Source organism: Vibrio tapetis subsp. tapetis, assembly GCF_900233005.1.
Classification (GTDB): domain Bacteria; phylum Pseudomonadota; class Gammaproteobacteria; order Enterobacterales; family Vibrionaceae; genus Vibrio; species Vibrio tapetis.
Genome location: NZ_LT960612.1, coordinates 1,580,365 through 1,602,170, shown reverse-complemented (window position 1 = coordinate 1,602,170; position 21,806 = coordinate 1,580,365). Strand labels below are relative to the sequence as shown.

The following is a 21,806-nucleotide window of genomic DNA, read 5'->3' as shown; positions in this document are numbered from 1 at the left end:
AGCGATGATTAGCAAGTAATATTATCCGCGGAAGTATCTTTGTGGCACAAACGGCATCTTTTCAACCGTCATTGGCAGCTTTTTACCACGAACTTCAGCAAATACTTCAGTACCAATTACAGCAAATTCAGTTTTAACGTAACCCATAGATACCGGTTTGCCCGCTGTTGGTCCAGCAGTACCACTGGTTACTACGCCAATTTCGTTATCCGCAGCGTCGAACAGTTTTGCCCCTTCACGCACAGGCGCTTTTGTCTGACCAACTAAACCAATACGTTTACGCGTCACGTTCTTCGTTGCGATTTGGTCAAGGATGATATCGGCTCCTGGGAAACCACCCGCACGCTCACCATCAGTGCGACGGATCTTGCTGATCCCCCACAGTAAGCTGCCTTCGACTGGAGAGGTTGTTGTGTCTAAGTCGTGGCCGTACAAGCACAATCCGCATTCAAGTCGAAGCGAGTCACGAGCACCTAGGCCAATCCATTCTACTTCTGCAAATTCAGTTAACGTACGAGCCAGTTCTTCTGCTTTGTCGTTAGAAACTGAGATTTCGTAACCATCTTCACCCGTATAACCAGAACGGCTAACCAAACACGTTTCACCAACCAACTCAATTTCACGCGTATCCATAAAGACCATGTCAGCAACTTCAGGGTTCAACTTAGCCAAAACCTGCGCAGCCTTTGGTCCTTGAAGTGCAAGTAGAGCGCGGTCTTCTATCACTTCCATTGTGACCGAGTCAGGTAAGTTTGCTTTCAGATGCGCAATGTCTTGTTCTTTACACGCGGCATTAACAACAACAAACAAATAGTCACCAAAATTGGCAACCATTAGGTCATCCATGATGCCACCGTCTTCATTGGTGAAGAAAGCGTATCGTTGATTACCTTGTGGTAAGTCGATGATATCTACAGGAACCAGTGCTTCTAATGCTTTTGCAGCATCCGAACCGTGTAAGCGTAACTGCCCCATGTGGGACACATCAAACAAACCAGCTGAATCACGCGTATGTAAATGCTCTTTCTTTACACCTAGTGGATACTGTACCGGCATATCGAAACCGGCAAAAGGCACCATTTTAGCACCAGCTTCTACGTGTAATTCGTGAAGTGAAGTCTTGTTGAGTACTGTCATTCTATTCTCCATATCGTCAGTTTCTACTGCGCGATGATTCAGTTGGTCTTTCCAATAAACCGCTAGCGTTTCCGATAGTAGATAATGTTTACTCGATTGGAAACCGACAATTGCCTTGCAACCATCACAATGTGATCTTTAACAAGTTTATTACAGGTGTTAACGTGATATTTCAATCATAAAAACGAAAAAAACGTTTTCACATGGTCAAAAAAGCCGCATAGAAAACGTTTGCCTTTACTATAGGAAACTTGATTAAAAATGCTATTTTGCCGTCACCCAAAGAATGTGAGCGTCTTCTTCACTCGTCGACACCAACATGTGGCCCATGTTTGCATCATAATAGACACTGTCTCCCATCTTTAACGGAACCGGTTCGTAAAACTCGGTATAGAGCAACACTTCCCCCTCAAGAATCAACAGAAACTCTTCGCCATCATGGCGCACCCAATCAGAATAATCATCGAAGTTTCTCGCGTGAATTCGACTCTTAAAGGGCATCATCTTTTTATTCGATAACTGAGTGGCTAACAACTCATGTTCATAGGTCGGTGTTGGGTGCGGTTTCCCTTGCCCTGACAGAGTCACATCCCTTCGACCTGTAGCCACCTTTTTTCTAGGTGGTTCAAATAGTTGTGGCATATCTATATTAAGACCACCCGCCAACTTTTGCATCGCCTGAAAGGTTGGTGAAATCTGTTCATTTTCAATTTTCGAGAGTGTCGAACGCGCAAGACCGGTACGTTTACTGGCGTCTTCTAACGTCAGTGATAATTCCATACGAATCTCTTTAATTCGCTTACCTAACTTTAACGGCTCAATACTTTCTTGTTGCTGTTCTTTGGCTAACGTTAATGATGGGTATTCATCGTGCATGTCTTCAGACATAAGTCCCTCTATTTTTTGTTTCCTGATCCGCTTATTTCATTGTGCACAGAGTCGCCTGAACATAAAAGTAGCAGAGGGCAAATAAAGAGTGCGCTAGGTAACAAAACAGGAAATCGTGTTTCCTATAGGAAATTTTTGGTTGAATGTGCCTTCGACAAGCGCTATGTTACAACCTTGTTAGCCGTTCAACGATTTCATTTGTGTTCAGATCACCCATTCAGGGACGCGGTAGAAGAAAATTAGCAAACGTTTATATGCATAACGCAGAGTGTTTAACGATTTTCAAATCCGTAGATGTCAGGCAAATGAAATAACAAAGAATTACGCCCATATGGTGACGCATACTTCACCCTATGCCGAATAACAAAAGGAAGATCGTATTCCTATCAATGATCAAAGAATCAAGCGAATACGAACCAGCTATAAGGTCCCTACAATGACTCAATCTTTCAAAACACATAACTTAGAAAATTTCTTCTCGACCAACCTCGCTGCCACTGACGATGCCGTTTTTGCAGGTATTCAAGCTGAACAAACTCGCCAAAATGAACAAATAGAATTAATCGCCTCAGAAAACATCGTGTCAAAAGCGGTGATGCAGGCGCAAGGCACTTGTTTAACAAACAAATACGCTGAAGGTTATCCTGGTCGTCGCTATTATGGTGGATGCGAGCATGTTGATTCTGTAGAGACCATTGCGATTGAAAGAGTGAAGAAGCTATTTCGCTGTGAATACGCCAACGTTCAACCTCATTCAGGCGCTCAAGCTAACGGAGCAGTCATGCTGGCTTTGTTACAGCCTGGCGATACGATCTTAGGTATGTCGCTAGACGCTGGCGGCCACTTAACTCATGGCGCAAGACCTGCACAGTCAGGCAAGTGGTTTAATGCAATTCAATATGGTGTAGACAAAGATACCCTTGAAATTGACTACGAAGCGGTTCGCGAGTTAGCGATAGAGCATAAGCCTAAGCTCATTATTGCCGGCGGAAGCGCGATCCCTCGTAAAATTAACTTCGAAAAATTCCGCGCTATTGCAGATGCAGTAGACGCGTTGTTGATGGTTGATATGGCACACATCGCAGGCCTAGTTGCTACTGGCGCGCATCCTAGCCCTATCCCATTTGCTGACGTTGTTACATCCACAACGCACAAAACATTGAGAGGCCCTCGCGGTGGTCTGATCCTGACCAACGATGAAAGCACGATTAAAAAGATCAACAGTGCGGTTTTCCCAGGCCTCCAAGGCGGCCCACTGATGCACGTTATCGCTTCTAAAGCCGTCGCCTTTGGAGAAGCATTAGGCCCTGACTTTAAAAACTACATCAATACGGTTATCTCAAACGCTAAAGTACTCGCGGAAGTGCTTCAAGCACGCGGTTGTGACATTGTCACTGGCGGTACCGATACCCACTTGATGCTGGTTGATTTAAGACCTAAAGGATTGAAAGGTAACCAAGTTGAAGAAGCACTTGAACGTGCCGGGATCACATGTAACAAAAATGGCATCCCATTTGACTCAGAGAAACCTATGATTACTTCGGGGATTCGTTTAGGTACACCAGCGGGAACCAGTCGCGGATTCGGCAATGAGGAATTCAAACTCATTGGTGAGTGGATCGGCGACGTGCTGGATGGCCTTGTTGAACACCCTGAGGGCAACGCTGACGTTGAAAAACACGTAAAGAACCAAGTTCAACAGCTTTGCCTTAAGTTCCCTCTTTACCAATAAATTTTAATTACACGTTACACAAATATTTTTGGAGATAAAGCAATGGATAAAACACTGAAGTTTACCGAAAGTCACGAGTGGGTTCGCGATAACGGCGACGGTACTGCAACGATTGGTATTTCTGAGCACGCACAGCAAATGCTGGGTGACGTTGTGTTTGTAGACCTTCCTGATACTGACGATGAGCTTGAAGCAGGTGAAAACTTTGCATTGGTTGAGTCAGTAAAAGCCGCTTCAGACATTTATGCACCAATCACAGGTGAAGTTGTTGAAATCAACGAAGAGTTAGAAGACAGCCCTGAGCTTATTAACGAAGAACCGTACGAAGGCGGTTGGATCGTTAAAGTAAAACTCAGCGACCCTTCTGAGCTAGAAAACCTAAAAGACGCTGAAGAGTATGAAAACTCTTTGGAAGACGAATAAGCACATTCGATTCTGGTAGATTAAGATATGACAGAGCTACTTCAACACCTAAGCACGGATAACGAATTCATCGGTCGCCATAACGGACCTAATGATTCAGAGCAACAACAAATGCTTGCAGCGATTAACGCAGTAAGTATGGACGCCCTTATTGAAGAAACCGTCCCGGCTCAAATTCGTCTAGAAACACCAATGAATACGGCTCCTGCAATGAGCGAAGCCGACATGCTGACTGTAATGAAACAGTTTGCGAACCAAAATCAGATCAAACGTACTTTCATTGGCCAAGGGTATTACAATACCTTCACGCCAAATGTCATCTTACGTAATGTTCTTGAAAACCCAGGATGGTACACGGCGTACACGCCATACCAACCAGAGATCTCACAAGGTCGCCTTGAAGCCTTGCTCAATTACCAACAAATGGTGATGGATCTTACAGGGATGGAAATCGCAAATGCTTCTCTTCTTGATGAAGCAACAGCAGCCGGCGAAGCCATGACTTTATGTCAGCGTGCTGGAAAAAGTAAAAGCAACGTGTTTTTCGTTGCTGATGACGTTCATCCACAAACGTTAGAAGTTGTAAAAACACGCGCTGAATTTATTGGTTTTGAGGTGGTGACTGGCTCTGTCGATTCCTTGCCAGAACACGATGTATTTGGTGCATTATTGCAATACCCTGGTACCACAGGTGAAGTGCGCGACTTAAGCGACGTTATTGCACAAGCACAAGCGAAAAAAACACTAGTAACCGTTGCAACCGACCTACTCGCCTCTGCTTTATTGAAACCTGCAGGTGAAATGGGCGCAGATGTTGTAATCGGGAGTGCGCAACGTTTTGGTGTCCCTATGGGCTACGGCGGTCCTCACGCTGCGTTCATGGCAACCAAAGAAAAACATAAGCGAACCATGCCTGGCCGTGTTATCGGTGTATCTATTGATACCAAGGGTAACCAAGCTCTTCGCATGGCAATGCAAACTCGTGAACAACATATTCGCCGTGAAAAAGCGACATCGAATATCTGTACTGCTCAAGCATTACTGGCCAACATGGCTTCATTCTTCGCGGTGTATCACGGTGAAGAAGGTTTGCGAACTATCGCTCGTCGTACGCACCACATGACGGCAATTCTAGCAGCTGGCCTGACCAAATCTGGTTACGAACTGGCGCACAACAGCTTCTTCGATACGTTAACCATTAATACGGGTGACAAGTCGCAAGCGTTATATCAAAAAGCACAAAGTGCAGACATCAACCTGCGTAACCTGAATACTCAATTGGGTATCAGCTTTGATGAAACCACGACGATAGCCGATATTGACGCTCTATTTGCTGTGTTCGGCGTAAATGAAAACGCTAAAGCGCTTTCAACAGATATCAGTTCTAATGAGTTGGCTGCGATTCCAGAAACACTTCGTCGCGAAACTCGTTACCTAACCCATCCAGTATTCAATACGCATCACAGTGAAACACAAATGATGCGTTACCTTAAGAAGCTGGAAAATAAAGACTTCTCTTTAACTCACGGTATGATCCCACTAGGAAGCTGTACCATGAAGTTGAATGCGGCAGCTGAAATGATCCCTGTGACTTGGCCTGAATTTGGTTCAATTCACCCGTTCGCACCATTAGAACAAGCGGCGGGCTACACTGCCCTTGCGCAAGATCTAAAAGAAAAACTGTGTGAAATTACGGGCTACGACGATTTCTCACTGCAACCTAACTCTGGTGCTTCTGGTGAATACGCAGGTTTGATTGCGATTCAACGTTACCACCAAAGCCGCGGTGAAGGTCATCGTAATGTCTGTTTGATCCCAAGCTCTGCGCACGGTACAAACCCTGCTACGGCCTCTATGGTATCAATGAAAGTAGTTGTGGTTAAATGTGATGAAGATGGCAACATCGACATGACTGACCTAGCTGCCAAGATTGAGAAGCATCAAGAGAACCTATCAAGCATCATGATCACTTATCCATCTACTCACGGCGTGTACGAAGAACAAGTACAAGAAGTGTGTGAAATGGTTCATGCTGCTGGCGGTCAAGTTTACCTTGATGGTGCTAATATGAATGCTCAAGTTGGCCTTACTAGCCCAGGCTTCATCGGCTCAGACGTATCGCACTTAAACCTACACAAAACGTTTTGTATTCCACATGGTGGCGGCGGTCCTGGTATGGGGCCAATCGGTGTAAAATCACACCTAGCGCCGTTCTTGCCAGGTCACGTTGAAAATGGTGTTGTTGGTGAAGACTATGCCGTTTCAGCCGCTGATTTAGGCAGTGCGTCTATCTTGCCGATATCTTGGGCTTACATAGCGATGACCGGCAGCGAAGGATTAACTGACGCGACGAAAGTAGCGATTCTGAATGCTAACTACGTCATGGAGCGCCTACGCCCACACTACCCTGTTCTGTACCGTGGTACTAATGGACGCGTTGCGCACGAATGTATTATCGACATTCGTCCGCTAAAAGAAGACACAGGTATCAGTGAAGAAGACATCGCTAAGCGTTTAATGGATTACGGTTTCCACGCGCCGACTATGTCATTCCCAGTGGCTGGCACACTCATGGTAGAACCAACAGAATCTGAAGATCTTGCCGAGCTAGATCGCTTCTGTGAAGCCATGATTGCCATTCGCAACGAAATGAACAAAGTCAAAAACGGCGAATGGCCACTAGAAGACAACCCGCTTGTAAACGCACCGCACACACAAGTTGACCTTTCAAGTGCAGAGTGGGCACACCCATACTCACGTGAAGAAGCCTGTTTCCCAAGCGCACAAACCAAAGCGTCTAAGTACTGGCCGACAGTAAACCGTGTCGACAACGTTTACGGCGACCGTAACCTAATCTGTTCATGCCCTAGCATTGATAACTACGAAGACTAGTTCTAGCGTTGATTGATCACAGATAACTAAGTTGGAAGCTCATAACTAAATTTGCAACTAACTTAAATAACAAAAGGCGAACCAAGTGGTTCGCCTTTTTGATTTCTTAAATGCAGAGTGGTACTCGTTATTTGTTCAGTTGCTCTTTTGCAGCTTCAACTTTAGAGAAATCTAGGCCTAACTCTTCTACTGCTTCTTTAATAAGTACAGGGTTTTGCATGACCTGCCCCATTAACAGTTGAAGCTTTTCTTGAGGTAAGCCAAGTTGGCTGATCGTTGCCATAGCTGCGAGAGGGTTTTCTGTCAGTGTCTTGAACAATTCACTGATTTGCTGGTCGCTAATATTATTTTCTTTCAATATCGCTAGAATCGGGTTCATTTTATTGCCTTAAACTTATAAAAATAATAGTGGCGTAGTCTATCATTAGGCTCAACTTCGTTATACTCGCAGGCGTAATTTTTCCGTTAATGCACCCCTACGTGCCCCTGATGCAACAGATCGAACGAGCATTCTACACGGTTACGGCCGTTTTCTTTCGCTTTGTACATCGCTTGATCGGCTCTTGCAATTATTGAAATTAGGTCATCTCCCGGGGACAACTCCGCAATACCAAAGCTTGCCGTGACCTTAATGTTGGCACTCTTAATGACCATTTTCTCTTCTATTTTATTTTTCAGCTTCTCGGCAAGAATTTCTGCCCTGTCTAATGTGTTTGGGCAGATAATTACGAATTCCTCGCCACCATAACGAAACAGTAGATCTTCTTTGCGAATATTCTTCAGTAATAAAATGGAAAACGTCGAGAGAATGAGATCGCCTTTATTGTGACCAAGAGTGTCGTTAAGTACTTTGAAATGATCGAGATCTAGCATAATCACAGACAACGGAAGTTGATGTCGATAAGCTCGAGATATTTCAATTGGCGCTAATTCACTTAGCGCCCTGCGATTATAGGCACCCGTTAGATCGTCTTTTCGGGCTTGCTTGCCTAGCTTTTTCTCTAATCTAGCGCTGATCATCCAAAGCAGTCCAAAGCTACTCGTTACAATAAGCAAATCGAGTATGATAAATGCGAGCTGATGAACGCTACCCGCAGACATAAATTCGACAAGTTCACGTTGGCCCGTTGACCATAGCGCCCTAAAAACAAAGTAAATGGCGGACAATGCAAACGGAATAAGGGTCATCCACTTTGCAATGCCTAACTCTTTTACTTTTCCTCTTAATAGGTTCCATGTACATAAACCTGACTGCAACGCCACAGCAAGGCTCATCCATACTAGTCGATGGAGTAATGAAGGCTCTACGTAAGTGTAATAAATGAAAATGGCGATTAAGCATGTGAGCAGTCCTAGGGAAATGTAACCGACTCGTCCAGATAGCCCGCTAAACAACTCCAAACCCAATCCAATGAGTATGTAACCTAAATATATCAATGAATTTGCAACAATAATCGACATTAAATCTGAAACAAAGCCCCTCATGCTTAGTAGAAAAAAGCCCAGGCCAATACATAAAAGGCCAAGCGCGTAGTGTTTTATGCCTCGATTACTCTTCTGAATGAAGGACAAAAAAAGAAACCCTATTCCAAACACAAACGATAGCAATACGGTTATAAACGAAAGCGTTCTAATGTCTAACTGAAATATATCCACTGTTTCCCTTATGAGACGTACATGTGAAATAGCGCTAATAATGACTATGGGGTTGTTAAATAAGCGATCCTTAATTAAAAGTAGCCCATGTTAGGCCTATTACCCAACTTTCACTTTTCTTATAAAATCTAAACCCCATCACAATATGTAGGCCTGCCCGTGAAGTACATTCAAAACTTTGTTGCCAAAACGTTAAGGCACATTGGAGGTGCCAGCCTGAATTAGGTGCACCTCATTTATTAAATGGAGAGGATAATGCCAAATAACTCATTACTGTTAAAAAGATTAGACGAAATTGGAACGTCACTGAAAGACTCAGGTAAAGCACTAGCACTGCTCGGGCTTGGCTCGGTAGGAACAGAAACGCACAGGTTAGATAACTACTCTGATCTCGATTTTTTCGTCATTGTAAAACCTAATCAAAAACAGGTGTTCTTAGAGAGTTTATGGTGGCTAGAGAGCGTGCAAGACATCAGTTATCAAGTAAGAAATACTGTAGATGGATACAAGGTGCTAATGAGTGACGATATCTTCTGCGAGTTTGCGGTCTTTGAAGCCGATGAGCTCGATAACATTCCTTTCACTGCTGGGCGATTAGTATGGCAAGACAGTCAGTTTGACGATGCATGTTGCACGCCTAAGAATTGCCCCGAACCTCAAGACACAACGGATCTAGATTGGGTACTTGGTGAAGCCTTAACTAATTTATACGTCGCTATTTGCCGATATAGCCGAGGAGAAAAGCTCTCCGCGATGAGGTTTTGTCAGTCATTTGCACTTGACCGCTTAATTGACCTTGTTAATCGAATAGAGACTCCGAAAGACGGTAACATTGATGTCTTTGTTGCAGACAGGCGCTTAGAGAATCGATATCCAAACTTCGCACAGTCGCTCCCTACCTTTGCGCAAGGATATGAACGCACGCCCCAATCCATCTTAGCTCAACTTGATTTTCTCGATACCCATTTTAACGTGAATCCAGCAATGCGTTCATTGATCGTAAAGCTATGTAGCGCAAAGAGTTAACGGCCTCATGATGATAGATAACGCTTATCCTCACGACAAACATCCTGATTAGGACTCTTTAACGAGTTCTGGTCAAATACGCGCATAGAAGATGGTTCTATATTATTCTCATGTAGGTATTAAGATGTTTGCTATTGATGATGTTGTTGTCGCGACTAAGGGCGTTGAGCTAGGTCCTATGATTGTTGTTGGTTTAAGTGCAGGTGGCTATTATGCGCATGTTCTAGTAAACGGCATGACACTAACATACCCTTCACTAGATTTGAAAAAAGCTTAAGCGCCCGCTTGGCTCATCCAATAAGGGTGACATTCTCGTTACCCTTTATTGCTATTACTGCTTGTGCCAATGGCTATCTTTTCGCCCTACGAAATTCAGTAAGCGTTCTCCCTACGCGTTGCTTAAACTGACCCGATAAATGCTGTTGCGACGAAAACCCACAAAGCTGTGCCAGTTCCGCGAGTGGTACATCACTGTTTGCTAACAAGTGCTTCGCGAGTTCTATTCGACGGCCAATCACATACTGATGTGGCGTGACGTTAAAGCTAGCCTTGAACATCCGTGCAAAATGAAATTCGCTTAGTAGGGTCAGGCCGGCGAGGTCAGCCAAACTAAATGCGCCTATCAGGTTCGCTTCAATGAAATCACTTACTCGTCGTTGATTAACCGGTGACAGCCCGCCAGATCTCTTTGGCAATGCGACTGGCTTGTGACAATATTGGCGAACTAAATGCAGCAAAAGCATTTGTTGAGCATGCGAAACCATCAATTTATCCGCAGAGTTTTCCCAGTCAAGCTTCAGCATGGTCTCTCGAACTAACTGAGTAACAAACGGGTCATCGACAAATGTGACTTCGTTAAGCTCGATATGTCGTCCTTCCTTATCAAACACTTGCTCAGCAAAATTTTGTAAATTGGCTTGCTCAAAATAGAAATGGAAAAATCGGAAATGAGTAGAGAAAGACCAGTCCGAGCGGTGGTCTTGCGGCATTAAACACAACTTGTTCGGTTCGCCTGAAATATTACCAGCAGACATCACTCGTTGGGTGTTTTCTCCGCCTTGCAGGTAATAACTGAGCGTGTGGTGGCCAGGTTTGTCATAAGTTGCGCTACCATGGCTATTACTCCAGACAGCCGAACCCATGCCGTTGTCAAGCCACATCTCGTTATGTAGCGTTGCCGTATTATTTGACAGGACGTTAAATACGCGCTGTTCTTTTTCATCCTGAGAAGATCCGTTTCTCATTCATTCTCCTGCTGATTAACCAGCTCATGCATTCTTCATACTTAGTACGAATATACTCGTTTGAACCGAGCTTTAACACACTACGCATTAGAAAAGCGCAAGAATCTATAAAAACCACAAGATCTAGGAATAAGCATCGTTAGCCATACAGTAATCTATATTTTCATTGCTACACAAAGGAGTGACATGATGAATGGAATACTATACGCAGCCACCGTTTTAATCTGGGGTTCCACATGGCTCGCCATTGCGTACCAATTAGGAGACGCCCCTGTCGTCGTATCCGTTGGGTGGCGGTTTGGCTTAGCGTCGATCGTACTCTTTGCGCTTCTAATATGGCGGAAGTCCTTGCCTTCACTTTCGATGCGAAATCATAAAATGGCGGTCTTAGTAGCCTTATGTCTGTTTTCTAACAATTTCTTATGCTTTTACATGGCGACTCAATACCTTCCCAGTGGCCTAAATGCCGTTGTATTTTCTCTCGCCCCGATCCTGAATGCGCTTAATTTATGGATGCTTGAAAAACGCAAACCAACACCGATTTTTATACAAGGTGCTTTGATGGGCTTCGTTGGCGTCGTGCTTCTGTTTGCGTCGCAGTTTCTCCATGCAAAAATGGACTGGTCTATTTTACTTGGCTTATCTTTAAGCCTAATTGGAACTTACTTTTTTTCATTGGGAAACATGGTTTCAGCTCGTGCTCAAAACAATAACATGCCCCTGCTTCCTACAACCGCATGGGCAATGGGATATGGCGCCATTTATTTGTTCGCCATTGCATTGGTGATGGGCGAGTCGTTAATGGTGAGCACATCGCCTATTTATCTGAGTGCGCTGATTTACCTCGCCATTGTTGGCTCCGTCATTGGCTTTAACACTTACCTCGCTTTAGTTGGACGCATTGGCGCAGGAAAAGCAGCGTATTGCACCGTGCTCTTCCCACTCGTTGCCCTATCTCTTTCAACAGTATTCGAAGGTTACCAGTGGAGCCCGCTTTCTATTTTAGGCGTCTTTTTAGTCATTGGCGGTAACCTGCGCGTTTTTGGGCTCCCGGAACCCGTGAAGCGCTGGGTACGATCAAACGCAAACGCCAATTCTGGTTGAGAATTGACTCAAGAAAATGATGTCATAGAGCGAAATTAGTTGTCTGATTTGCCTGAAACAAAGAGATAGACTGCCTCTTTAGGCTCTGCCAACCTTTTTCCTTGTCTAGTGGTTCGGATGCTAAGATCACATTCTTCTCATCCAATTTTACGAATACCGTCGGTGGATTATCGTCGGTACTGTATCGCACGACCCAGAGTTGGGCGCCATCAGAAATACAGATGGAGGCTTTAAATGGGTCACTGATCCCCTTAGAACGACAGGTTTGCTCTATTTCGTTGATGGTTACACGTATAGCTTCGACTGGATCTTGAATTAGGCCATTTTTTAGCATGAGAAGAAAAATCAGCTCGCTATCAGTTGTACCTAACCGCTTCAAATAAAGCGCTTCAGGTAAAGAGCGCTCGAGTTCAAACTTAACTGAGTCAAAGTCACCAATTTGGCCGTTATGCAGAAACATCCAATTATCGTGAACAAATGGGTGACAATTCGCTCTGGATACCTGAGCGCCGGTAGAAGATCGCACATGAGCCATAAAGCGGTGAGACCGAATGTGATGTGCCAACGATCGTAAGTTTTCATCCCCCCATGCAGGCAAAACTTCATGGAACTGCCCTGGCGAAGACTTTTCGGTATACCACCCAAGACTAAAACCATCAGCATTAACACGCGTGACCGCTTTTCGAGCATCCAAACTTTGTTGTATTAGAGAGTGTTCTGGCTGATAAACCAGCTCATCTAGATAAATGGGGCTTCCTTGATAGGCTAACCAACGACACATAACCGATTTCCTTCCTTAGGTGGTCATCAAACTATAACGATATTCGATGTTGGAGATAATATTGAACCTTGTTGGGCGAAAAAGCCACAGATGCCAAATTCTTAACTTACCGCGTAAACGTTTGCTTTTTTTTACTATTTTTTCATCACAAGCGTTCATCTCACGTAACATTATAACCATTTGATTTTAAAGCATTAGATGCAAACACAATTATACTTTAAAGCAAACCATTGATAGTGCACATGGATAAGATGCTAACAATAATATCACTAACATTATGTAAATAAAGGAATAATTTCATAACATTAATGACCTTGATCACACTTTTAGACGGGACAACAAGGAGGCACAAAGGTTCAGTATTTAACATCGCACACGATTGCATTTATAAAAAATGGTTTTATACTAAACTTAAATTCGAAATGGCCTCCATAACTAAGGGGTTATTTTCTTAATACCAACACAAAATAGTAGAAACCGTAATGACTAAACTAACACTGACTACACTAGCGATGGCAATGGCTGCCTCTACTTTAGCAAACGCTGCATACATTGACTTAGGCGTAGAACAGGAATACTACAACGACGATTTCAAAAACTCTGACAACGTAATGCCTTACCTTGGTGCTGGCTTCAAACCATCTGCTGATTCATCTTTAGCTTTCTCTTTTAAGTTCAGCGATAAACAAACGATTGCAAGCACTAAGCACGCAGAAGATGCTAATGGCCTGTTCGGCTTCAGCAGTGACCGTGGCCGTCAAGATTACGCCGTTTCTTACACGTACAATGTTTCAGATGCATTCACTATCATGCCTAAGCTGACTATCCGTCACGACAACTTCAGCTTTAACGATACTCACGCTACTGAGTACCGCATGCACCCGAACATGTCTTACAAAATGAACGACATGATCACACTAGCGTTCGACGGTTTTGTTGCGCCTGTTAAACTTAAATCATCAGGTCCTAAAGACAAAACTAACCGTAAGAGCACTTCTGATCTTAAGCACGAAGCAGATTTCCGTGTAAACATGACGTTTAACGATACTCAAAGTGCACGTGTTTCTTTATACAATGAAGCAGCTAAACTTGAAGCGAAAGACTCTACTGTTAACGAATGGCAGCTACGTTTAGTTTACGCTCACAAATTTGCAGACCTGACGGTTTCTCCATACGCTCGTATCGATCTGTCTCGTGACCTTACGGTAGGTAACAACTCTGTTGCACCTATCCGTCACCGTGCTGGTGTAAACGGTAAATACAACCTAGGCAACGACTTTGCCGTTGTTTTCGATGTGAACTACCAAGCAGAAAAAACATTCAATGTTAAGACTGAAACACGTGGCGTAAACAAAAGCCGCATGTTCTACAACATCGCGATTAACTACACGTTCTAATGCGTAGTTAACCGATGTCGATATACAAAAGGTACGCATTACGCGTACCTTTTTTTGTTAAACATATCTATTGAGCTTTATACCAATAATAAGATTCGATTTATTCTGTTTTTCTTTGTCATTTCATGCGATGTTATTTGGCAATGTCGTACAAATCAATAAGGAATGATGAAGCATGATAGATTTACGTTCTGATACCGTAACAAGACCTTCTCAAAAAATGCGTGAAGCGATGGCAAACGCGATTGTTGGAGATGATGTTTACGGCGACGACCCGACCGTTAATGCATTGGAACAATGGTCTGCTGACAGACACGGTTTTGAAGCTGCGCTTTTTACAACATCGGGTACTCAAGCTAACCTACTTGGTTTGATGGCACACTGTGGACGCGGCGACGAATACCTGTGCGGCCAACAAGCACACAACTACAAATTTGAAGGTGGAGGTGCTGCAGTATTGGGCTCCATTCAACCCCAGCCTATCGAAAATGAAAAAGACGGCACGCTGTGTTTTAGAAAACTTGAAGCCGCGATAAAGCCAGACGACATTCACTTTGCCCCGACGCGCTTATTGAGTATTGAGAACACCATTAATGGTAAAGTTCTGCCAATGCAATATCTTGCGGACGCACGAGAGTTTGCCAATAAGCATGACCTTCGCCTTCACCTCGATGGCGCTCGAGTTTACAACGCTGCCATCGCTAGCAATGTGGATATAACCGAGATTGCTAAGCATTTCGACAGTATGACGATCTGCCTATCAAAAGGATTGGGAGCGCCAATCGGCTCTCTACTACTAGGTGATAAGGCTCTAATTACAAAGGCCCGTCGAATCAGAAAGATGCTTGGTGGTGGCATGCGTCAAGCCGGTATCTTGGCTGCTGCCGCAAAAATCGCATTGGAAGAGAACATTGAAAGGCTGGCAGACGACCACGCCAACGCTAAATACTTGGCTTCTGAACTCAATAAGCTCGACGGTTTTTCAGTCAACGTTGAACATGTACAAACCAACATTCTTTTTGCGAAAGTCGCCGACAACATTGACACAAAGGCGTTATGCAACAAACTAAAACAACAAGATATTTTGATATCGTCCGGTTCACCAATGCGAATGGTGACTCATTTGGACATTACCCAAAAGGATATTGATACATTAATCACGGCAATCAAATCTCATCTCTAGACTCTAGAGCGACTCGCTCTGGTTAGAGTTGTGTTTTAATAAAAAAGGAGAAGCGCATGCTTCTCCTTCTGATCGGTTTGTCACTGATTATAATGACGCTGCGATAAAGCGCTTTTACCTCCTCACAAGGTTACGCATTCGTGCGATATTTTGTTAACAATGAACTTAATGTTTGTGAGGTGCTAGACAGCCCTTGAATTCCAGTAACAGATTCTTGGGTCGCATTTAGTAGGTTACTAGACTGGCTACGGATCTCGGTCAGATCTTCGGAGATTGAATGAACAGTCGCATTTTGTTGTTCTGCTGCGGCCGCGATTTGCACACTCATATCCATAACTTGCTTGGAAGACTCTGCGATGTTGCCCATATCTCGACCAATTTCTGTGATCATTTCATGACTCGTTTGGGTCTGCAGTAATGTTTCTTCTGTCATTTGTGAAATTTCTTTAGTCTCGCTTTGCAATTTATCAATCGTGCTTCGAATTTCAATCGTCGCTTGTTGAGTACGGCCAGCGAGGGTTCTCACCTCATCAGCAACAACCGCAAAACCACGACCTTGTTCCCCTGCTCGCGCCGCTTCAATAGCCGCGTTTAATGCGAGCAGGTTAGTTTGCTCTGAAATTGCGGTAATGGTCGACAATACATCGTTTATTTCAATGGTTTTTTCATTCAAACTCGCAATCGAACCGGATGCTTCCTGACTGTGCTCGGTCAATCGCTCCATAACACCAATGGCCGACAACACACGGTTATGGCTTTCACCAATACGTGAGGAATCCTTATTCGCATGCTCTGCCGCTTGAGAACCGTAGTTGGCTATTTCGTTGGCGGCAGCAGACATTTGTTCAACAGCGGTAGCCACTGAATCGACGGCCGCGTACTGCTGGTTGACATTTTGTTCTGAAGATCTGGCTTGCTGCTCGAAAGAGGTTGACGTTGAAACCAAATTAGAAGAACTGTGTTTCACGGTATCAACCAACTCACTGATGGTATCCATTGTTCTGTCTAATTCTGAACCGATAATACCAAATTCGTCACGTCCAACGTGGAAGCCAAGACGAGACGTGAGATCACCATCAGCGATGCGTCTGGTCGCCTGATGCATGACCCAAAGCGCACCAAGTAAGTAAGTCGCAATCCAATAGAAACCAAGCCCAATCAACAATAAAGGAAGAATTGAAATAATGAATGTTAATTGTTCAGGATTGTTTTCTGTTGTGTTAACAGGCATTTGGTATATGGCATAGCCACCATTTAGGGGCAATGATATCGTAACGCTGCTATCTGATACGTTTGATTTGACCATTGAAGACGACAATCTAATACCTTCTGCTTCAAGCGCGCTTTTTTGTGCCGCCGCATCGTAGGAAGAAGTCACATCAATCATTGATTTAAGCGAGGCATTAGCAACAGCCATAGCCTGTTCGTTTGACGCTTCAATAGACGACGAATAGTGATAACTTGCCGCCCCTACGATTGCTATTGTGATGATGATAAACATTGCCCAGAATTTATCGGTAATATTGGTCTTCACAAATAACCGATCAATGGTTCTAAAATCGACTTCTCTCATTTTCATTCCTTGCGTTATAAAACGGATCTCGTCTGCACTTGGACATTTACGAGATTTGAATCACATTAATCATGTAATATTAATGGAATGTAACAGGAATAATATTGAGTGATATCTCATTAATTACTAACAAACCGTGATTAACAACCAAAATATGATCCATCGCGCTAAATCGAACCCCCATAAAACTTAAGGCTGGTAAAGTCATTATTGGGGCTATGGATTATATTTGGCGTAAGTTTCAATCAAGAAGGGCGACTTAAAGCAAAAACTGAAGAATGAAGCATGTTATAAATGCGGGTATTCCTGCCAGAAACATGACAAAACCGAATTGATAATTTTGCGTCGCATTACGTTGTTTCTCAGCTTCGACATCATGTTCAACCATAGACTGCACACGACTACTTGCGGAATCATCGTAGTTATAGGTTTTACTGTGCATCCCGCCTTCCCAAGTAAGTTTTGCGACTATCCAAATGACAATCACGATATAGAAGAGAAAATCCACAAGTGTGGTCGTTTTAAAAACGGCAACATAGTTAGACAGTATATATACCGTTATTGCTGCGATGGCGTTAACTATCGCTACCTGTTTAATCAGCTTGAACATGGCCTTCCCTGTTAGCAGCTTACAACATCAAGATACAGCTTTGATCCGCGCCATATGATAAGCGTCGACATATTGGCCATTTCTAAACGCATAATCCTTAGATTCACCTTCAATTTCAAAACCAAACTTCTGATATAGAGCCATAGCGGACTCGTTATCTACAAACACTGTTAACTCTAGTCGTCTGATGTTCAGCCAATTATCTGTTAACTCGATTAACGCAGTAAGCAATGCGCTACCAACACCTTGGCTTTGAAATTCGTCTTTAACCCCCATACCAAATTCAGCGACGTGCCGACGTCGCATATTAGTACAGATACCTACGCCCAAATTGCCAACAACCTTACCGTCTATTTCAGCAACAAAGCTATAAACATTGTCTGGCACATTCGATATGCGCTTCTCCCAATTACTATTAGCAGGAAAGGGTAACTGAAGTGTTCCAGAATAGGCCATGACTCCAGAATATACTTCTTTAATCGCAATTGCGTCACTTGGCTCTGAATGCCTTACTGTTATCTCGCTCATTTCTACTTCCTTGCTGTTCTATTACCTGAATTACTTGGCTTGTCTAATCGCTAATTAATTTGTATTGCTTTAATTTCAATCAGTTGTATAAGAAAAACACATTCCAAAAATCAGATCAACACTATATGCACATAATTTAATTACCGTACGTAACCCCACCTACTCTCGACTTCTCGATGGAGACTCATCGCACCTCAATAAGTGCTGTCACCAAGGACGTCAAATTACACACAACATTAACAATAAACTCGATTCTATTTATCATTCAAAACAAACAAGTTTAATACTTAATCAAAACAAGAAAAGCTAACCTTATTCATTAGTAATTGTAATGCATATTATAAGATAAATGCGACAGAACGTCGGTTTGTAACCATTTGTGTCTGGTAAGATCTTCCAAGTAATAATTCTAACAATATAACTATTTTAAGGATATTGACATGTGGAATAAACTAAATGGGTCCATGATGTTCTGCCAAATGATGTTTGGCTTATCATTTTATGGGGTCATGGTAATCTTAACGAGGTTCTTCCTAGAAACTCTAAACTATAGCGAAGCAGACACAATGATGGTTGTGGGTGCGTTCTCGGCAATAGGTCCATTATTCGCAATTGCTGGCGGCTTTATTGCCGACAAATTTTTAGGTGCATATCGCTCATTAACGATTGCTTATCTTGGCTTCAGTGCTGGATATGCGTTACTTGTTATCGGGGCATCAACAACGAACGTTCCCCTCGCGCTTGCTGGTATTGCACTTGCAAGTTATGGCCGTGGCTTAATGTCTCCTTCTTACCCAAGCCTTTTTAAACGTACTTTTGCCACACAAGAAGATTTCGAGAACGGCTACCCAGTCAACTATTCCATCAACAATATTGGCGCGTTATTGGGCCAGTATTTGTTCCCATTCATCGTAGCGTACATTGGTTTTAATGGCAGTTTCACTCTATCGGCTGTTATGGCATTTGTCGCGCTAGGTCTGCTTGTCGCATTTAACAAGCAACTATCAGGTATTGGTGCAGAAATCGATCAGGAGCCTGTAAGCACAAAAAACTGGATCATTTTCAGCATTGTCTCTGCGGGTATGATTGCATTAGTATTCTTTATGTTTTCTAACATGGATATTGGTAAGAATTTTGTCTATGCCATCGGACTTGCGGCCATCGGTTATTTTATATCTTTGATGTTAAAGGCTGAAAAATCGGATTCTCTTAAGATGGGCACGATTCTCATCGTAACCGTACTAACAACCGCATTCTTTGTTTATTACGGACAAATGATGACTTCCATGACAATGGTAACCATCAACACAATGCGTGGCGACTTATTTGGTATCCTACCTATCGCGCCTGAGGCATCGATGTCGATGAACCCTCTTTGGTGTATCGTTGCTGGCCCGGTTATCGCGGGTACTTTTTCATATCTTGAAAAGCGCAACATAAACTTCACTACCGCAACAAAAATTGGCTTTGCATTTATCTTCACCGCAATTGCTTTTGGTATCCTTGCCTTTGCTGTTAAAAACATCGGTGAAGACGTCATTATCCGCCCTGAAGTTTTCCTACTGATCCACTTCTTCCAAGCTTTTGCTGAAGTAATTGTCGGCAGTATGGTTGTTGCGTTTATTCTCTCTGTTGCGCCTAAGCACATTGAAAACTTCTCTGTTAGCCTGTTTTCGGTTGCCATAGCGATGAGTGGCATTGTGGGCGCGGTATTCTCTACCTCTATCGCATTAGAAAAAGGCCAAGAGATCACACAAGAAATCGTTCAAACGGTTTATGGCGATTACTTTGGTTTGCTAACTATGCTTGCAGTAGTGATGGTCATAGTGGCGTTGGCTGCATCAGTGATCATTCGTAAGATGCTTGAAAAAGCCAATAACCTGACGAAAGAAGTCGAACTAACCGAAGCTAAGAGTTAGTGCATGAAATCTGACTGAGACTGGGTAATTAGAGGACAATCAAAACAGGCAGCGAATTCGCTGCCTGTTTTTTTTCAATGTTAATCGCAGACTAGAGTGACGTTAACGCATCAAAGCTATCAAACACTTGTTGGCATGTCATCACGCGTCCATGCCCCTGCCCTTGAGTCGCAACCAAGCTGACATTGTCCATTTCTTTTGCCGCTTTTTCTGAAACTGAAAACTTGGTAAATTTGTCTTTTTCATCGTGGACAATAATCGTCTTACTTTCTCTCAATGCCAGCTTTCGGTATGGGTCTACCGACTGGAGGGGATAGTGATATTGGTCTTGAATTTCTAATACGACCTCTTCAAACAATTTCATTGAAAAACCCGAGCGCTCAATACTGCCAAACAAGTTTTCTAAATATTCTAAAACCGGAGCAATTAGAAGCATTGGCACATGTTGGATTTTGGCGTGGCGACATTCTACGGCCGACGCCGTCCCCATGCTGTGTCCGACAATACCAACAACTTTATCCACACTATCGAGCACAGTCTCTAAGCCATTTACAAATGCAGGTAGATGCCCATATACCCCACCACTTGCACCATGACCCGGGTGATCATATGCGAGTGCGGTAAACCCTTTGCTAGCCATGTATTCCATCAGTGGAAAGAACTGACTCGCTGTGCCAGACCAACCATGCGTCAGAACCCATATCGGCCCTTCGCCCAATTGATACGTTTGTACTTTGCCATCACGGCCTTCTAATTCACCTTTAATAAGCCCCTCAGGCTCAATATTTTTTGGTGAAGTCCTTACCGGTGTTAATAGCAGCTTTCTCGCCGTCTTTTTTGCATGATCAGGAGCTATCGTATGATGCAGTCTCGTAGACATATTGACGACCGTCCTTTTAAGGCTGAACTTATCCGACGTATTAAAATAGATTTTTTCACTCATGACCATATTCCTTAAGGCCGCCAAATTATTCGAACGACCGTGCTATTTTTTAGTAAAGAAAGAGACGAATCCCTTTTAGTGTTAGTCCTATCGTGTGGATTTCCAGCTAGCAATCAAATCCGACACTCCTTGCCAAAACTGTAATTTACTCGCCTGCTCACCTTTAATTGAGTAAAACAACTGCGCACTTAAATACAGCCCATACAACTCAAATGTCGCCTGCTCTGCGTCGAGATCTTTTCGGAACTCGTTTGAGTCTATACCTTTTGAAATCTGAATAGTTAAGTAATTAACCCAGGTTGTAATGGTTTTCCTTAAGGCTTTTTGCGTTACACTGTCACTATGCGCACCATCTTTCCAAGCATCCAAAAACATGCAACTACCTTGAAACGAATGATTCCAACCCAGCCAATTTTGCATTAATGTTCGAAGTTTATCTTCAATGGACAGATGCAGGTTTTCTCGCGCAGGCGAAATCACACGATGAACAAAGACAAGGTTAGCTTGCTCCAACACTGAAACTTGCAAATTATCTTTGGAGTTGAAATGTGCAAACAGACCGCTTTTCGACATTCCGCAGTGCTTCGCAAGCTCACCGATGGTTAAGCTCTCTAGACCATTTTCACTCGCTAGCTTAAACGCAATATTCAATATATGCTCGCGTGTTACCTTGCCTTTTCTCATCCAATATTACTAATCAATCAAATCTATAATCATATTTAGCACGTTCGTACTTTTTTGCAACCTAAAACTGACATTAATATTTTGAT

20 protein-coding genes are annotated in these 21,806 nt (G+C 43.3%); 9 read left to right on the top strand and 11 right to left on the bottom strand.

The window, feature by feature from the left end:
- Positions 1-21: 21 nt before the first annotated feature.
- Positions 22-1,149 (bottom strand): glycine cleavage system aminomethyltransferase GcvT, encoded by a 1,128-nt coding sequence (gene gcvT, locus VTAP4600_RS24130; RefSeq protein WP_102525233.1) that lies wholly within the window; start codon positions 1,147-1,149, stop codon positions 22-24.
- Between the two features lie 252 nt (positions 1,150-1,401).
- Positions 1,402-2,025: a helix-turn-helix domain-containing protein gene (locus tag VTAP4600_RS24125; RefSeq protein ID WP_102525232.1), complete on the bottom strand. Its 624-nt coding sequence runs from the start codon at positions 2,023-2,025 to the stop codon at positions 1,402-1,404.
- A gap of 436 nt (positions 2,026-2,461) precedes the next feature.
- Between VTAP4600_RS24125 and VTAP4600_RS24120 the strand changes: the two genes are divergently transcribed.
- Genes VTAP4600_RS24120 through gcvP form a run of 3 tightly spaced genes read left to right on the top strand, consistent with a single transcriptional unit; the run spans position 2,462 to position 7,072 of the window.
- Positions 2,462-3,757, top strand: coding sequence for a serine hydroxymethyltransferase (locus tag VTAP4600_RS24120; RefSeq protein WP_102525231.1), 1,296 nt, complete (start codon positions 2,462-2,464; stop codon positions 3,755-3,757).
- Between the two features lie 42 nt (positions 3,758-3,799).
- Positions 3,800-4,180, top strand: coding sequence for a glycine cleavage system protein GcvH (gcvH, locus tag VTAP4600_RS24115; RefSeq protein WP_102525230.1), 381 nt, complete (start codon positions 3,800-3,802; stop codon positions 4,178-4,180).
- A gap of 27 nt (positions 4,181-4,207) precedes the next feature.
- Positions 4,208-7,072, top strand: coding sequence for an aminomethyl-transferring glycine dehydrogenase (gene gcvP / locus VTAP4600_RS24110; protein WP_102525229.1), 2,865 nt, complete (start codon positions 4,208-4,210; stop codon positions 7,070-7,072).
- Positions 7,073-7,199: 127 nt separating this feature from the next.
- On the opposite strand, the gene VTAP4600_RS24105 is transcribed toward gcvP, so the two are convergent.
- Together VTAP4600_RS24105 and VTAP4600_RS24100 are read right to left on the bottom strand one after the other, a co-directional pair.
- Positions 7,200-7,451: a DUF2999 family protein gene (locus VTAP4600_RS24105; RefSeq protein ID WP_102525228.1), complete on the bottom strand. Its 252-nt coding sequence runs from the start codon at positions 7,449-7,451 to the stop codon at positions 7,200-7,202.
- An 86-nt stretch (positions 7,452-7,537) separates the two neighbouring features.
- Entirely contained in the window at positions 7,538-8,533 is a 996-nt protein-coding gene (locus VTAP4600_RS24100) for a GGDEF domain-containing protein (protein WP_172443221.1), read from the bottom strand.
- 450 nt (positions 8,534-8,983) lie between these two features.
- On the opposite strand from VTAP4600_RS24100, the gene VTAP4600_RS24095 reads away from it, so the two are divergent.
- Entirely contained in the window at positions 8,984-9,754 is a 771-nt protein-coding gene (locus tag VTAP4600_RS24095; RefSeq protein WP_231897948.1) for a hypothetical protein, read from the top strand.
- Between the two features lie 124 nt (positions 9,755-9,878).
- On the top strand, positions 9,879-10,031 hold the full coding sequence (locus VTAP4600_RS26045; protein WP_172443220.1) for a hypothetical protein: 153 nt from the start codon (positions 9,879-9,881) through the stop codon (positions 10,029-10,031).
- Positions 10,032-10,104: 73 nt separating this feature from the next.
- Here the strand turns inward: VTAP4600_RS26045 and VTAP4600_RS24090 are convergent, their stop codons facing one another.
- A complete protein-coding gene (locus VTAP4600_RS24090; protein WP_102525225.1) occupies positions 10,105-10,998 on the bottom strand; it encodes a helix-turn-helix domain-containing protein in 894 nt (297 codons plus the stop codon).
- A 189-nt stretch (positions 10,999-11,187) separates the two neighbouring features.
- On the opposite strand from VTAP4600_RS24090, the gene VTAP4600_RS24085 reads away from it, so the two are divergent.
- Complete coding sequence (locus VTAP4600_RS24085) at positions 11,188-12,102, top strand: DMT family transporter (RefSeq protein ID WP_102525224.1); 915 nt, start codon at positions 11,188-11,190, stop codon at positions 12,100-12,102.
- 22 nt (positions 12,103-12,124) lie between these two features.
- On the opposite strand, the gene VTAP4600_RS24080 is transcribed toward VTAP4600_RS24085, so the two are convergent.
- A complete protein-coding gene (locus VTAP4600_RS24080) occupies positions 12,125-12,883 on the bottom strand; it encodes a class II glutamine amidotransferase (protein ID WP_102525223.1) in 759 nt (252 codons plus the stop codon).
- Positions 12,884-13,365: 482 nt separating this feature from the next.
- Here VTAP4600_RS24080 and VTAP4600_RS24075 point away from each other — a divergent pair, with 482 nt between their 5' ends.
- A complete protein-coding gene (locus VTAP4600_RS24075) occupies positions 13,366-14,280 on the top strand; it encodes a hypothetical protein (protein ID WP_102525222.1) in 915 nt (304 codons plus the stop codon).
- A 175-nt stretch (positions 14,281-14,455) separates the two neighbouring features.
- Positions 14,456-15,463, top strand: coding sequence for a low-specificity L-threonine aldolase (gene ltaE, locus VTAP4600_RS24070; protein WP_102525221.1), 1,008 nt, complete (start codon positions 14,456-14,458; stop codon positions 15,461-15,463).
- 130 nt (positions 15,464-15,593) lie between these two features.
- Here ltaE and VTAP4600_RS24065 read toward each other — a convergent pair whose 3' ends face one another.
- The 3 genes from VTAP4600_RS24065 to VTAP4600_RS24055 form a co-directional block, all read right to left on the bottom strand.
- A complete protein-coding gene (locus tag VTAP4600_RS24065; protein WP_102525220.1) occupies positions 15,594-17,036 on the bottom strand; it encodes a methyl-accepting chemotaxis protein in 1,443 nt (480 codons plus the stop codon).
- Between the two features lie 259 nt (positions 17,037-17,295).
- Complete coding sequence (locus tag VTAP4600_RS24060; RefSeq protein WP_102525219.1) at positions 17,296-17,646, bottom strand: hypothetical protein; 351 nt, start codon at positions 17,644-17,646, stop codon at positions 17,296-17,298.
- 27 nt (positions 17,647-17,673) lie between these two features.
- Positions 17,674-18,174: a GNAT family N-acetyltransferase gene (locus tag VTAP4600_RS24055; protein ID WP_102525218.1), complete on the bottom strand. Its 501-nt coding sequence runs from the start codon at positions 18,172-18,174 to the stop codon at positions 17,674-17,676.
- Between the two features lie 440 nt (positions 18,175-18,614).
- On the opposite strand from VTAP4600_RS24055, the gene VTAP4600_RS24050 reads away from it, so the two are divergent.
- Complete coding sequence (locus VTAP4600_RS24050; protein ID WP_102525217.1) at positions 18,615-20,093, top strand: peptide MFS transporter; 1,479 nt, start codon at positions 18,615-18,617, stop codon at positions 20,091-20,093.
- A gap of 91 nt (positions 20,094-20,184) precedes the next feature.
- On the opposite strand, the gene VTAP4600_RS24045 is transcribed toward VTAP4600_RS24050, so the two are convergent.
- A complete protein-coding gene (locus tag VTAP4600_RS24045; protein WP_102525216.1) occupies positions 20,185-21,036 on the bottom strand; it encodes an alpha/beta hydrolase in 852 nt (283 codons plus the stop codon).
- A gap of 87 nt (positions 21,037-21,123) precedes the next feature.
- Positions 21,124-21,720, bottom strand: coding sequence for a TetR/AcrR family transcriptional regulator (locus tag VTAP4600_RS24040; protein ID WP_102525215.1), 597 nt, complete (start codon positions 21,718-21,720; stop codon positions 21,124-21,126).
- Positions 21,721-21,806 lie beyond the last annotated feature (86 nt).